Raw genomic sequence first — 14,984 nt, forward strand, 5'->3', positions numbered from 1 at the left:
ATTAATTGTTAGTAATATGCCTTCGCTATCGGTGTTCTGTGTAATATCTAAGCATTTCACCGCTACACTACACATTCCAACTACTTCACAACCATTCAAGACCAACAGTTTCAAAGGCAGTTGCTCAGTTGAGCTGAGCGCTTTCACCTCTGACTTACCAGCCCGCCTACAGACCCTTTAAACCCAATGATTCCGGATAACGCTCGCATCCTCCGTATTACCGCGGCTGCTGGCACGGAGTTAGCCGATGCTTATTCATAAGGTACCGTCATCAAACTACACGTAGTCCTTATTCTTCCCTTACAAAAGCAGTTTACAACCCATAAGGCCGTCATCCTGCACGCGGCATGGCTGGATCAGTCTTCCGACCATTGTCCAATATTCCTCACTGCTGCCTCCCGTAGGAGTCTGGTCCGTATCTCAGTACCAGTGTGGGGGACATCCCTCTCAGAACCCCTATCTATCATCGCCTTGGGGAGCCGTTACCTCTCCAACTAGCTAATAGAACGCATACTCATCTTTCACCACCTAAGCTTTAATAGTTGTGTGATGCCACACTACTATACTATGGGGTATTAATCCAAATTTCTTCGGGCTATCCCCCAGTGAAAGGCAGATTGTATACGCGTTACGCACCCGTACGCCGGTCTCAGTTACCCGAAAGTAACTTCCCCCTCGACTTGCATGTGTTAGGCCTGCCGCTAGCGTTCATCCTGAGCCAGGATCAAACTCTTCATCGTTAAAATCTTTTATATCTTCTAACCGATCTTCAAGTTATTGACTTCAGGTTTCACTCAATCCTTTAAATCTTTCTTTGTGCTGTACAACATTATGTCAAGGTACGTGTTGTTTTTCCACTCCAGAGGCACTACTCTCCTCTTTTGCGGGTGCAAAGGTACACCTTTTATCTTTACCTCCAAAATTTTTATACATTTTTTTTGAAGAAAATTTTTAGTTGATTGATAATGAGATATGTATTTTTATATTAGTTCCTAAAAAATTATAGAAAAACTCTAAAAATATCCGAGACACAAGTCGCACGGATAAGAAAAAACGATAGATATGAGCTACAAGAAACTCACCTATGAAGTAGTAGCGCGATAGACTACTAAAAATACACATCTAAAAAATTAAGAACAAAAGAGCTTTGTTATAAATTATAGCAATATCCCTTTACCTATCAGAATATTAGCGGGATAACAAGATATGCTACCAGCGCAGCTATCACTCCATATACCATCATAGGCACAACGGTAATTTTCATTATTTTCCCTTCAGCTTTATCAATGCCTAATACCGAACATACCGCAATAATATTGTTGATACACACCATATTACCCATCGCTCCGCCTACTGATTGCAAAGCGAGTATCAGAGGCACCGAAAGTCCTGTGGTATTAGCAACCGAGTATTGCACGGCTCCAAAAGTAAGGTTCGATACGGTGTTAGAGCCTGAAAAGAAAGACCCTACCGCTCCTAAATACGATGAGAAGATCGTCCAATGACTGCCTGTGGCTTGTGCCAATCCACGACCGATAATTTGCACTATAGAGTTTTCACCTCCCATCAGCATTACATTTACCATAATAAGCGCACCTACCAAAGCCAAGAAAGGCTTCTGTATCTGCACAAAACTAGCCGAAAAAAGCTCTTTGGTTTGCTTCCATTTCAGCGAGAACAACGGAATGGAAATGAGTACTGTAACTACAAACGGAATGAGTGCAGGCACGTAGAGCAGTTTGTAGCTTTCATTTTCGCCCGTAGCAAAAATATTATTCAGTGAAAAAATGAGTCCTTTAGTAACCTCAAAATCGCCCAGATAACCCAATTTTATAGTAAACCTCTCAGTTGTATCGTTCAAAAGTGCTTTTAGTGGAAGTTGTTTAATGCGGGTAAGTGCTAAAATGATAATGAGTGAAGCCGTAGGAAAAAGGGCTTTGATGAGTTCTGAAGATTTTACCTTCTCGTGATGTACTTCACGGTTATCAGTTTTAGATAGTCCTATTCCTTTGCTTGCAATGCCCACCGAGATAAAGAGCCCAATAGCCCCTCCTACCAAAGCGGGGAACTCGTAATTGAACCACGCAATAACCACATAAGGCACCGTGCACGAGAGAATACTAATAAGTATAAAAACTATGTTTCGGCGTATCTGTTGCCAAGATACAATCACTTTGAGTGCCATCACAGGAATTACAAAAGCAGCAAACAGATGCACAATAGCCGTAATCCTACCTATGTCGGAAAGCTCAGTGTCAGAAATAGCTCCATTACCGATAAGCGTACCAAAACCAAACCACGTAGGGGTGCCTACCGCTCCAAACGATACGGGTACCGAGTTCATAATAAGTGTGAGAATAGCAACTTGCAACGGCTTGAAGCCTAATCCTACCAATAAAGGTGCTGCAATAGCCGCAGGCGTACCAAAACCACTGGCTCCTTCAATCATAAAGGCAAAAGCCCAGCCTATAATCATCAGCTGTGCCACAGGATTCGGACTGATGTTGCCTAACCAACAGCGCAACACATTCATTGCCCCTGTCATCTCCATCATTCGGTTGAAGAGCACCGCCCCAAATATTACCGTAATAGGCGTAGCTACCGATATGATAGCCTTAATAAAGTTAGCATTTACGGCTACAAAAGAGCCTTCAAAATAAGTTAGGTGCAACACATACACCAATCCTGCAATAAGCGGGAGTGCTATATACGAGGGAAGTGCGTTCTTTTTAACCATCAAATAGATGAGTAGTACTATCGGAAGTACGCTAAGAAATAAAGCCATAAGTTTCTTTTTTATTTTCTTTTGAGGGCAAAGATAGTGCTTTTTATTTAATATGCAAATATTACGAAAGAAATATGTTTTCGAGCGAAATAGCAAAGACAAAAAAAGAGTGAGCCTCCGAAAAGGCTCACTCTTTTTGAATAAATCAAAAAAACTTCTTTTCTACTGGAAGTCTAAATCGGCTTCTTTTTCGTATTTAATTTGCTTAATAATTACATTATCCTTATTGGTATGTTCTCCTAGAGTGCCTGTAACAATAAGTTTGGTACCTGCTGTTTTCAGTTTGGCTTTAGTTTTTTTGGATAACGCTTTAAATACAGTACTAGTAGCATACACTTGTACTTCTGTTTTATCTTTGAATTCAAAGAAAGTACTACTGTCTTTTATTGTAATGACACCTTCTAATTTCACTTTTTTGTCTTTATATTTATTGAAATCAGCAACAGTAGCGGTAGCTACATTTAGCTCAGGAAGCTGTACTACTGGGGTATCACCAAATACAATATCACCTTCCACAGCATAAACCAATTGATGTACGGTATTTCCATTTACACTATAATCTTCAAATTTTCCTTTAATTGAAGTGAGCTTTTGTCCGTCAGTACCCAATTTAGTTTGAGCATCTTTACTAAAAGATTTGAGATTAGGAGAGTACAACTGTATTTTATTACCATCAGAGAAAACAACGTAAGATTTTCCACCTTCAACTTTTAGAGTGGCATTCTTTAAATTTACGTGCTTACCCACTTGGTAATCGCTGGCAAGAGTAGCGGTTGTAGCGTCTACATCTACGTAAGTAATCGCAGCAGGTGCTTTTATAAATTCTATATCACTTTCTTTGCTGTACAGTATTTCTTTTACAACAGTACCATTTTTAAGGGCATAATCAGTAAAGACTCCTGTAACGTTTATTTCATAACCTTCTGTTGCCAATTTTTCTTTAGCTGCATCTGAAATAGTTACGCCCTTAGCTGAAAATACTTGTATTTCGGTACCATCTTTGAAAACGATGTAGGTTCTTCCGCTTTTTACTACTGTGGTACCGTGTAGTTTTACGGTTTTGCCTACTACATAATCAGCTACAGTAGCATTGCTCGCTTCTAAGGTCTCAACAGTCGTAGAGGTTTGTGTACCAGTTTGTGTACTAGTAGAAGTACCTCCTTTTACTACCAAATCAGCATAATTGCTTATCATAAATTGGTAGTCTTTGTTGAATTTGGTAAGCACTCCTGTTACTTCCACTTCACCAGCAGGCACTTTCTCGTCTTTAAACTTAGCATAACTGCTTGTTCTAAAGATAATGGTCTTCCCATTAGCATCGGTAAGCTTGTAGTTAGTGGCATTCCCAAGGGCATTATTCTTGTCGTAAAGTGTTTTACCTACAGCATCAGTAGGGAAATGTACCCCTTTAAGAGTAATGAGCTGGTCTACGTGCGCATCGGTAGATACTTCTTGTATAGAGTTACTCACTTTGGCTAATTCGGCAACAGTCTTGCGCTCACCTGTGTCAAACAAGTGTTTTTTATAAATCGCCTCAGCCATTGTGCCTACACTCACTCTTCCGCTTTTGGCAGTATAAGTGCCGTGACCTACCTCTATAGCACTGTTGTTAAGTTGAGTGGTAAGGTCTTTCAAGCGCAATTGTACTTTAGCTCCTACGGGGAACTCGGTATAAAGACCACTTTTGTCAATCGCTACTGAAAGTCCTTGATTCTTATCAGCGTTCTGTATATAAATTTTCTTGTAGAAGTTTCCTCCCTCATCGCTAGATATTACATACCCCTCAATAGCTTCATCAGCTGTATAGGTAGCCACTGAGGCAGTTACTTTTGTGAGTACGTTAGCAAAACTTACTACTTGACCGCTATAGTCAGGCAGTGGCTTTTTCCCGTTAGGATCGGGAATGTCATAATCGTCGTCTTTTACACACGATGTAATAGCGAATGCCGTAAGTAGGGCTATCGCCACTGGTTTTAATAGGTTTAGTTTCATATGGCTATAAGTTTACAGTTATCAGTGTTTTGTTTTATTTTAAGGTTTGCTTATTCGCAATGCCCTATAGTCCATTTCTTGTTTCTCAACGTTTGCATTGTAGCTTGCTCTTCTGGATTGTCTTTAACTCTTGGGTTCATATAAACAGTGCCTCCACCATTTTCGTGCATAGTGCTCACAACTTTCTTGAGTTTTTGACCAGAAAAGGTAAGGTTAAAGCGTAATTCTTTCAGCTTTTTATTAGTGGTAAGATTTAAGTCTTCAAGAGGCAAAGCCGATACTTTCAAATAAACAAGCTCAGTGTTATTGTGCAAGTTTACTTCTTTTATTTTATTATGACTCATATCCAATCTCTCCAATACGGTATTGCGAGTCACATCTAAAGAAGTCACTTCATTATCATTACAATAGAAAGTCGTTACCTTACCGTAAACTCTCACTGTATTGCCCTGTAGCTTATACTTTGCTGTAGTAGCACTTAGGCGAACATCAGTACCACTGTCGTACACACCATTGTTGTTTAAGTCTACCCATACATCTTTTTTATCCGCTTCTTTGGCGTTTATTGTCAGCGTTATTTCGCTCCCCACCTTTTTATCAGTGGTAAAAATCATATAGGGTGTCCCTTTAGGATTGTTGGGGTCAGGGTTCGAATTATTGTCTTTAGAGCAACTTACTAATACAGTAGTTACTACAAGGAACGCTAAAGCTCCTCTTCTGAAAATAGATTTTTTATTCATTATATTTATTAATGTTCAAATGAACAACGTTTTGTTTTGTTCTTACTCTACAATTGCCCACTAAGTAGGCAAGGCTACTTTTAAAACTTTACCTTTTATCTTTTACCTTTTCAAAGGCTCACCGCTAAGTTCACCATATAAGTACGTCCGTAACCCACAAAGTAACGATTGCCAAACGAAGGTACGCCTTGTGCGTTATCCTGTACCATCTTGCCATAATTGGCAGTACGCGATTGCTCAAAACCTCCTGAAAGGAATTGAGTGTCAAACAAGTTATTCACACTCACCATTAGGCTTACATAGGTTTTGTTGAGTCTCCACGACTTACCACCCACAAGATTTACCAAGAATACATCGTCTAAACGTTCTTGTTTGAGAAGCTTCCGAGCTAAGTCAGTATCAATATTAGTAAAAGGCGCTTTTGTGGTCGGGTCTATAAAAAACTGCGAAGTGCGGTTCAAAGCCGATAACGATACGTAGTTTTGTGCCAAGAAATTAGCCGTTGCTCCTATCCACCAATACTTAGGGTGGCGATATTCCAAACCTAATGAATAGGCTTGTTGCGGACCGCTGGGCACGTGGTAATTCTTCATCGTTACCTCATCAATAGCTTTGTTCACCTCTCCTGATGAAATGTAAAGCGACGGATTATTGATGTAAGTATATTGTCCTACCGAAGCTACTGCCGTAAGTTTAAGAGTAGGTATAAGTTGTGCTTCCGCTCCAAACTCCAACCCAAAATGGCGCTTCTTGATGCCTTCTACCGTTTGAGCCACAAAGTCTCTGTCTATTTCATCAGTAAGAGCCGTTTCAGTATAGAAGAAGTTTGTCTCTGCGGTATTCTCTATCTCGGTAAAGAACCCTGTAAGGCGTCCTTTTAGGTAAGGCATACGCAAAATATAACTCGCATCGGCAGTGTAAGCCAATTCGTTCTTGATATTAGGCAACAAGCGATTAGAATTGCGCACATTTGCATAGATATTGCGCACCGATTGTGGTGTATTAAAATACCCCACGTTCGCTTGTAACAAATGGCGACCGGTAAGTGCGTAGGTAAGTCCAGCTTTGGTACTCATTCCGTTTTGCACTTGCATAGCACCCTTTCCGTAAGAATCAGCATAGAGAGGATAGTTGAACTTACCTTCGCGTTGGATATCAGTATAATGGTAACGTCCTGCTACAAATAACTCGACGTTTTTAAACGTAAATTCAAACTGCGAGAAAACTTCGGCTACATTGCTTTTAAGCGCATAAAAGTAATTCCACTTGTCGCCTTCCTTTTTCTTCATATCTGTTTCATCGGCATTGTAAGGCTTTCCTTCAAAGTAATCGTAGTTCATAAAGTAATCACCGCCAAGCAAATCGTCTACTTCAGCAAAGTTATCGGAAGAAACATTGCGGTACACTACACCCGATGTCCATTTGATGTTTTCGTGAATAGGCGTAGAAAAGTTCACATTGGCTGAGAACGTGCGTTCGCGATTGATATCATTGCTCACAATAAAAGCACTGCGCTTATCGGTAGTGTTGTAGTTCGCCCGATAAAGCTCTTCCCAGTCCAGTTGCGAATGCGTTAAGAAATAGTCTTTCTGTAAGGCTGCCATCGTTTCGTCAGAAGGGTTTTGGTTTAAGTAATAACTTGGCAGAAGTTTATAGTAATTAGGCTCAGGATTTTGAGCATTCGAATAACTAATACGCGTATTACCTATTTCACCAAACTGATAGCCCAAGTCCACATTCAGGCGCGTGTCGTTTTTCAAATAGTTATAAGAGAACACGAAGATAGGCTCTGAAACGATACGGTTACGCGAATTGCGCTTGTCGCCATTTTGTTTACCCCAAAAAGGATTGTATTGGTAGCCCATCAAATCGAGTACCTCACGAGTCAGTGGCGAGGTCTTACCGCGCTTCACCGGCGAAAACATTCCTATAAGGTTAAAGCTACTATGATTATTAAGCTGATATTCTATTCCTGCTGCAAAAGCATAAGCGTTGTAGAGCGTACCGTCTACCCAACTACCCTGAGGCGCAAACCTGCGTGAAGCCGAAACCATATACGCCAATCCGTTGCGCTGTACACCCGAGTTGTAAGTAGCCATCAGTCTACCAGTATAACTGCGGTTGCTGGCTGAAGTCGTTACGCGAAGTCCTGCACGGTTAAGCGACGGACGTATATTGATGTAGTTAGAGCCCATCAATCCACCAAAAGTATAGTCGGATTTTACCAATCCGTTGCTCATTTCTTGGTTGCGAGTGATGTCGTTAAGCCCTCCCCAATTCGCCCATTGAGCACGACCGTTTTCAAGTCGGTTCATCGGGATACCGTTAATGAGCACCGTTACGTCTTTGGAGTCATAACCACGAGGTTTGAAGAACACCGAACTGAAATCAAAAGCCGCCCTACGCATAAACACGTCTTGTGAACTTTGCAAAAGTCCCGACATCGCATCAGCACCACTTTCGTCGTCTTCTAGTTCGCTTTCAGTAATCACTGCCAATTGCTCAGCTTCCTGCTGATAGTCACCCGAGAGGGAAACCGTAGGCACGGTGTAAGGATGAGTGTCTCCTAATGAAATGAGTTGCTCAGCACTGCTATAACCACTAAGGGAGAAGAGTAGCAAGTGTTCCCCTTCTGGCAATTGAAGCGTATACTTACCTTTACTATTGGTAACTGCTTCGCGCGGAGAAGTGCTCACACGCACTTTTACCCCTTGCAAAGGCTTGCTACTTAGTTCATCTATCACTGTTCCTTCCACTTTCACTTGCGAAAACGCCGAAACCGATACGAACAATAGCACATAAAGATATAATTTCCTTAACATAATACTATGAGGTTGATTTCTTTAAAATATGTGCCAAAGGTACAACAAAAAAATGAAATAGCAAAATAAACGAAATAAAATTATTTTAAAAGAGGTCAAATAGAGTATTATAGCTGTCATAGCTTTATATTTTCTTTAAGAAAACCCCACCCGAAAGAATAGTTTCCACCACATTACCTTCGACTTTCCGTCACCATTTTTTAATTTACTAATTCTCTAATTTGCTAATTTTTACTGCTCTTTTGGTATCTTTGGTAATTTTAAAACGGTCGTCTAAGCGCTTGCCTACCACCCACACAATATCCTCACCACTACATAAAAGCACTTGCTCTTCGCGCTCTATTTGGGTGTATTTCTCATCGGTAAAGAACTTGCTGAGCTTCTTCTCGCTGTTCATTCCAAAAGGATAAAATACATCGCCTTCTTTCTTATAGCGCAACATAAGTGGGTATTGCAATTTGTCGGCATCTACATATATTTCAGTAGGGATTGGATTTTTCACTTTCACCTTGCCCTCTATAAATTCAAAACGAAGATGAACGGGGTCGTATACCTCAGCCATATCTTCCGAAATCAGCAAACTTAAACTGCGTTTTGCTTCATTGGGCTTTAACCAAAGACAAGTGTTGTCTTTTATGAGGATATGGGTAGGCGAAAGTACTTGTTTACCCGCTTCGGCATTCAGCAATAGGTTTTTGAGGTCTTTTACATTGCCAAATCCATAAGGGTAGAAGAGTTTATGTAAAACAAAGTCCAATTCAGGAACAGCTTGTAGTTTTTCTATGTCTATTTGTATAGGATTATGTCCTTCAAAACAAGTTTCTTTGAGTTTTCCTATATAAAAGTCTATAAATCGCGCTGATTGGTGTAAGTATTCCTGCGTTTGATTAAAATTCTCTAAGTAATTAGGGTGTACTAATGCTAATTTCGGTATTATATCGTGCCGAATTACATTGCGCACGTATTTATTTGTTTCATTACTGCTGTCTTCACGCCATTTAAGGCGTTTTGCTTGCGCATATTCGTATATCTGCTGACGAGAGAATTGTAATAACGGACGTATGATAGTATCTTTTTCTTCTGGAATGCCTAAAAGCCCCTCTAAACCACTACCTCTGGAAAGGTTAATAAAGAAGGTTTCGAGGTTATCATTGGCGTGATGAGCCGTAGCGATAGCATCGCAGAAATGGGTGCTTGCCAACTCATCGAACCACTGATAGCGCAATTCGCGAGCAGCCAACTGAGTATTCAACTGATGAGAACTCGCATATTGATGTGTATCAAAACGCTTTACTTCTAAAGGAACGCTAAGTTCCGCAGCAAAAGTGCGTACAAAAGCCTCATCGTCGTCACTTTCTCTTCCGCGCAATTGAAAGTTGCAGTGTGCTAAAAGCAGTTCTATACCGTGAGTGTACAGTAAATGTGTGAGTACTACGCTATCGATACCGCCACTAATGGCAACCAATATTTTTTTCTCCTTAAGTTTTTTAATCTCAACATTCATAATTTATTCACCTCTTTTTAATTGCCTATGTGACTCCCATTTATACCACTCCAAATCGGGCACTAGTATTCAGTTTACCGATAAGGCTTTTGGCAGTAGTACAAGGATATGCTTTTTTGCGATACTGACTGATGGGCTGAATCCCTACAAGACTATTGGTAAAGAACAGCTCGTCGGCTTTTTGAAGTTCAAAAGGTGAAATAGAGGTCTCTATCACCTCGTAGTCTTCGGTTTTATTAAGGGTTTTGATAAGCATCTTGCGGGTAATACCATTCAGTGCTCCATCGGTTAGTGGGGGCGTTTTTAAGGCATTGCCTTGCACTACAAACAGGTTGCCGTTGAGCATTCCTGCAATACTCTTGTTGCTGTTGAGCAAGATGCAATTCTGATAGTCGTTTTCTTCGGCAAAGATACTGCCTAACACGTTCACCGTGCGATTAATGTGCTTTACATTTGCTAAGAGGTCGGGTTGTACAAAAAAGTCTTTAAAGAGTTCTACCTCGTAGGGTTCTTCGTTGAGTACATAGAAAGGATTGTTCATCACTTCGGTTTCTATGATATAATCTACTTCATTGGTAATAGGTGTATACTTACCCCCATCTTTACGGAAAATAGTAATACGCACTCGTACCGGATTATTTTCAAGGCTATTGGCTTTAATAAGTGTAAGGATTTCCTCTTCGAGGTACTCCATAGAGAATACCATAGGGATATCCATACGCAAGATACGCATACCTGCCATTAGGCGCAGGTAGTGTTCTTCCCAAAAGATTAGTTTTTGGTAGCTGTATTTGCAAGTGTCGAACACACCATCGCCGTAGAGGAAAGCACGGTTTTTAATAGTTAAGACAGTATCGCTATCGGTAATGAGGTTACCGTTATAATTGAGTTTCATATTCAGTTTGCTCCTATTTTAGCTTTAAGGTCGTTTATTTGGAGCTCCCAAAGCTGTTTGGCTTCTTCTATTTCATTAGGGAGGGCAAAATCAGTAATGATAAGGGAGACTTCTTGAGTCATATCATTCACATTGATTTTGATTTCGAAATAAGTAGAAGCGTCGTTATCGTCTTCCCAATGGAAACGAATATGGTCGTCCAACTTTTTGCGCAATATCTGAGCTGCTTCTTCTACTCCATTCCATACAAAAGTGTAGATTTCTTCATTAGCGCGCACATCGTCGGCGTACCACGAAGCGAGACCTGCTGGGGTGGAGATGTATTGATAGAGCAATTGCGGAGAGGCGTTTACGGTAACTTCTAATTGATATTTTTCTTTTGTTTGCATAGACAAATAGGGTATTATTACACTGTTTGATGGGCGCAATATACAACTTTTTTTTGAAATAGCAAATTATTTTACCCCTTTATCACCTGTGCGAGTTGCTCCACGAATAACGCTGAGGGTTTGTTGAGTAATACCTAATAGAGAAGCTATGTGCCCTAAGGGGGCACGCAGAAGTATTTGAGGATAAGTGTGCAAGAGGAGGTCATACCGCTCTTGGGCGGTTTGGAATTTTATAGTATGTAGACGCTCTGTAAGCGATTTGATGGCTGACACTAATAGGAATCGCATTAGGCGTTCGAGTTCTTGGTGTTCGTTTACTACGCGTTCTACTTCGGGGAAAGAGGCTACCCATACTACACTGTCTTCCAGCGTTTCTAAAGAGAAGAGTGAAGGCTGGGAAAAATAGATATTTTCTACGGGAAAATAAAACATTTGTTCCAAAAGGAAGGTGTGGGTAATGTCTTTATCTTCTTTGTTATAAAACAGGCGCAGGAGTCCCTTTTCAACATAAAACAACTGTTTGGAATGGGAGCCTTCTTTGAGCAACAAGTGGTACTTTTTGTACTCTTGTTGCTCAAATAGGCTATTGATAAAAGCAAGTGTCTCGGTGTTGATTTGAGTTTCTTGGTGTAGGTACTCGGTGAGCGTCATTTTTGGGGTATGGCTATTGCATATTTTTAGCCTCGATGCTAAGAGTAGCGTGAGGTACTGCCATAAGGCGACGTTTATCGATAAGTTTACCTGTTACACGACAGATGCCATAGGTTTTGTTTTCGATACGGATAAGTGCATTCTTGAGGTCGCGTATGAACTTTTCTTGGCGAATAGCCAATGCGGTATTTTCCTCTTTGCTGGTTACCTTAGAGCCTTCTTCAAAGGCTTTGAAAGTGGGAGATGTATCGTCGGTACCATTAGTGGCACTGTTCATATATGAACTCTTGATAAGCTCTAAATCGGTTTGTGCTTTTTTGATTTTTTCTTCTATAAGCGCTTTAAATTCTTCTAATTCCTTATCGGAATAGCGCACTCTGATGTTTCCTTCTTCCATAAAAATTATAGTACTTATTTAAATTGGGGCGTAAAATTAGTATTATTTTCAGAATTACCAAAATAAAAATGTTATTTTTTTTATTTGGGATTATCATTTCTGATAAAAACGCACCCAATCTACGTACATTCTTACCGGTTTGGTAAAAGGTTTTACTTCGCCTACCCAGCTACCGCCTAATTGCATATCGATGCGCAACATATAGGGGCGAGCAAAGGGGAATTGCCCTTCACTTTCTTTCTCGGGCACACGTGCATAACTAAAAGTTTGTTTGCCATTTACATAAAAGCGCAATTCATCGGTGTCGAGCTCTACGGCATAGATGTTATAATCATCGGGGTTGATAGGAGCTGTAGCGGTGCTTTTAGGGGTGCGCTTGGTAGGGTCTTTTTTGCCCGCTTGGGTGTAAGTGGAGTGTACCGTATGGTGTACAAAAGGCTCGTAATTGAGTCGCTCGACGATGTCTATCTCACCACCCGTAGGCCAAGTAGCATCGGGTGTCATCCAGATAGCAGGCCAGGCTCCTTGAGTGGCTTCGAGCTTACAACGAATTTCTAAGCGTCCTTTTTGGAAGTATTTTTTATCCTTGGTAGAAACACCCCCAGTGATATATTTAGACTTGTCTTTGGCAGGGTCTGTACTGGGCTTGCCTAAGAGGATAAGATTGCCATTCTTTATCTCGAACAAACTAGGGTCTTGACTCATTGTTTTGCACCAATCGGCATCTGATTTTGGGCAAGCCCCTATTTTTGACCATATACCGGTAGCAAAGATATTGTCGCGGTTGAAATCGTCTTCCCAAACTAATTTCCACCCTCCTTTTTTTAAATAATCGTTATTTTCTTTTATTGAAGGGTCTTCCTTTTCTTGCTGAGAGCAGGCTATGCTAATGCTCATCACACATAAAATAATAAATATGTTTTTCATTTTAATACTGTTTTAATTAAATGTAAATATAAGGGCAAAGGTACAAAATAATTTTTTATTAGCAAAAAGAAGGTGCGAGCCGCACGGGCAGGGAAATGAGGTGCGAGCCGCACGGGTAGGGAAATGAGAAAATGAATAGTGATAAAAATCATTTTTTGACAGGTCAGACTTGTCGGACAAATTGGATAGGTTAGAGAGAGCGGAAGGAAACAGAAGAAATCGGAAGATGGCTGAGAGAAAATTTGGTAAAAAAAGGGTGTAAGGAGGGTGGGGTTAGCTTATAGAGAGCTTATAGGAAGCTTATACGAATCTTGGACGATTGGTATAGAAAGGGTGTATAAGCGGTTGGTTCATAATATGATACAACAAGACTAAAAATGTTAAAAACGGGGTTTCGAGGCGAAAGAAAGAGGAATCCTCACCCCGTCCCTCTCCCAAGGAGAGGGGGAGTGTAGCGACGGAAAAGGGGAATGTGGCGAGTCATTTATTCAATAAGCCCCCGAACCCCCGAAGGGGGACAAGCTGGAGAAGGTGACAAACCTCACCCCTCACATACTCCACTCTCGCGGACTTCCGTCCAAAGAGGGGAATGTGGCGAGTCATTTGTTCGGTAAGCCCCCGAACCCCCGAAGGGGGAGAAGCTGGAAAAGGTGACAAACATCCTCCTTTACACATACCCAGCTGTCGCTGAGTACCTCAAAGAGGGGGAATGTAAGGACGGGAAAACGACTATAAGGTTGTAAATCAGAGACAATCATTTCTCAAAATTTTGATTCACACTGATAATTTTCTTACATTTGTGCGCTTTCGCAAATTGTGAAATTTGCTCATTTGCTAATTATACGCTACCTTTGCGCTTTATTACTGAATATGACAATAGATTTTGAACATAAACAGTCGGCGCACTGTGAAAATGGAGTGGCATCTAATTTGTTGCACTTCAATGGAGTGGAACTGAGTGAACCGATGGTCTTTGGGATTGGGTCGGGACTGTTGTTCTTCTACTTTCCTTGGATAAGAGTGAACGAAGCCCCTGCTATTAGTTACCGCACGATGCCGGGACACATTTTTAGCAAAGTAGCCAAACGCTTAGGATTTAAGGTGAAACGCCAAAAATTCTCTTCTGCTGAAAAGGCACAACAAGCCCTTGATGACAATCTTGCCAAGGGTATCCCTACCGGCTTGCAAGTGGGGGTGTTCAACCTACCTTATTTCCCCGATGAGTACCGCTTTCATTTCAACGCACATAACTTAGTGGTTTATGGCAAAGAAGACGGCAAGTACCTTATTAGCGACCCTGTGATTCCTTATACTACGACCCTTACGCCTGAGGAACTCAGCAAAGTGCGTTTTGCCAATGGGGTATTGGCACCCAAAGGACACCTCTACTACCCTACTCATTTACCCAAAGAGCTTCAGTTGGAAAAGGCAATATGGAAGGGTATCAAGCAGACGTGCAGTACGATGCTCGCTCCTGTGCCCATAGTGGGTGTAGCAGGAATTAAGAAACTCAGCAAGGATATACTGAAATGGCACCGCAAGAAAGGTGCAAAGACTACCAATCACTACCTCGCCCAGCTGATACGTATGCAGGAAGAGATAGGTACTGGGGGTGCGGGATTTAGGTTTATCTACGGTGCTTTTTTGCAAGAAGCAGGTAAACTCCTGAAAAACGATGCTTTATTAGAACTCTCTAAAGAAATTACCGATATAGGCGATGCGTGGCGCGATTTTGCGGTAGCCATAGCCCGCGTATACAAAAACCGTAGTACCCAAGCTGATGTCTATAACGCTCTCTCACAGCAGTTGTACACCATAGCCGAGCGGGAAGAAACGTTTTTTAAGAAACTGAAAGCGGTAAGTAAAAAATAAATCCTTATAT

Annotated in this window: 11 protein-coding genes, 1 rRNA gene and 1 pseudogene (1 of these 13 cut by a window edge); 2 read left to right on the plus strand and 11 right to left on the minus strand. The window is 41.1% G+C overall.

Annotation, left to right across the window (positions count from 1 at the left end; translation table 11 throughout):
* The 11 genes from COCH_RS02925 to COCH_RS02975 all read right to left on the minus strand — a co-directional run.
* A 16S ribosomal RNA gene (locus COCH_RS02925) occupies positions 1–740 on the minus strand (it extends 776 nt beyond the left edge of the window).
* A 440-nt stretch (positions 741–1,180) separates the two neighbouring features.
* Entirely contained in the window at positions 1,181–2,785 is a 1,605-nt protein-coding gene (locus COCH_RS02930; RefSeq protein WP_015781858.1) for an L-lactate permease, read from the minus strand.
* A 162-nt stretch (positions 2,786–2,947) separates the two neighbouring features.
* On the minus strand, positions 2,948–4,777 hold the full coding sequence (locus COCH_RS02935) for a DUF5689 domain-containing protein (RefSeq protein ID WP_015781859.1): 1,830 nt from the start codon (positions 4,775–4,777) through the stop codon (positions 2,948–2,950).
* A 50-nt stretch (positions 4,778–4,827) separates the two neighbouring features.
* On the minus strand, positions 4,828–5,517 hold the full coding sequence (locus COCH_RS02940) for a hypothetical protein (RefSeq protein WP_015781860.1): 690 nt from the start codon (positions 5,515–5,517) through the stop codon (positions 4,828–4,830).
* Positions 5,518–5,627: 110 nt separating this feature from the next.
* Complete coding sequence (locus tag COCH_RS02945; protein WP_015781861.1) at positions 5,628–8,339, minus strand: TonB-dependent receptor; 2,712 nt, start codon at positions 8,337–8,339, stop codon at positions 5,628–5,630.
* Between the two features lie 208 nt (positions 8,340–8,547).
* Complete coding sequence (gene tilS / locus COCH_RS02950) at positions 8,548–9,843, minus strand: tRNA lysidine(34) synthetase TilS (protein WP_015781862.1); 1,296 nt, start codon at positions 9,841–9,843, stop codon at positions 8,548–8,550.
* 40 nt (positions 9,844–9,883) lie between these two features.
* On the minus strand, positions 9,884–10,738 hold the full coding sequence (locus COCH_RS02955; protein ID WP_015781863.1) for an aminotransferase class IV: 855 nt from the start codon (positions 10,736–10,738) through the stop codon (positions 9,884–9,886).
* A gap of 2 nt (positions 10,739–10,740) precedes the next feature.
* Positions 10,741–11,127 carry an START-like domain-containing protein gene (locus COCH_RS02960; RefSeq protein WP_009410275.1) on the minus strand — a complete coding sequence of 129 codons (387 nt, stop codon included), beginning with the start codon at positions 11,125–11,127 and terminating at the stop codon, positions 10,741–10,743.
* Between the two features lie 66 nt (positions 11,128–11,193).
* The gene (locus tag COCH_RS02965) at positions 11,194–11,778 is read right to left on the minus strand and encodes a Crp/Fnr family transcriptional regulator (RefSeq protein ID WP_009421406.1); all 585 of its coding nucleotides are present in this window, start codon (positions 11,776–11,778) and stop codon (positions 11,194–11,196) included.
* A gap of 13 nt (positions 11,779–11,791) precedes the next feature.
* Positions 11,792–12,175: a TraR/DksA family transcriptional regulator gene (locus COCH_RS02970; protein WP_002673934.1), complete on the minus strand. Its 384-nt coding sequence runs from the start codon at positions 12,173–12,175 to the stop codon at positions 11,792–11,794.
* Between the two features lie 93 nt (positions 12,176–12,268).
* A complete protein-coding gene (locus COCH_RS02975) occupies positions 12,269–13,102 on the minus strand; it encodes a glycoside hydrolase family 16 protein (RefSeq protein ID WP_015781864.1) in 834 nt (277 codons plus the stop codon).
* A gap of 589 nt (positions 13,103–13,691) precedes the next feature.
* On the opposite strand from COCH_RS02975, the pseudogene COCH_RS12690 reads away from it, so the two are divergent.
* Positions 13,692–13,778 (plus strand): annotated as a pseudogene (locus COCH_RS12690) (phosphinothricin acetyltransferase); the annotation flags it as partial.
* Positions 13,779–13,972: 194 nt separating this feature from the next.
* Entirely contained in the window at positions 13,973–14,974 is a 1,002-nt protein-coding gene (locus COCH_RS02980) for a BtrH N-terminal domain-containing protein (protein ID WP_015781866.1), read from the plus strand.
* Positions 14,975–14,984: the final 10 nt, after the last annotated feature.

The sequence above is a fragment of the Capnocytophaga ochracea DSM 7271 genome, assembly GCF_000023285.1.
In the GTDB taxonomy this organism is placed as follows: domain Bacteria; phylum Bacteroidota; class Bacteroidia; order Flavobacteriales; family Flavobacteriaceae; genus Capnocytophaga; species Capnocytophaga ochracea.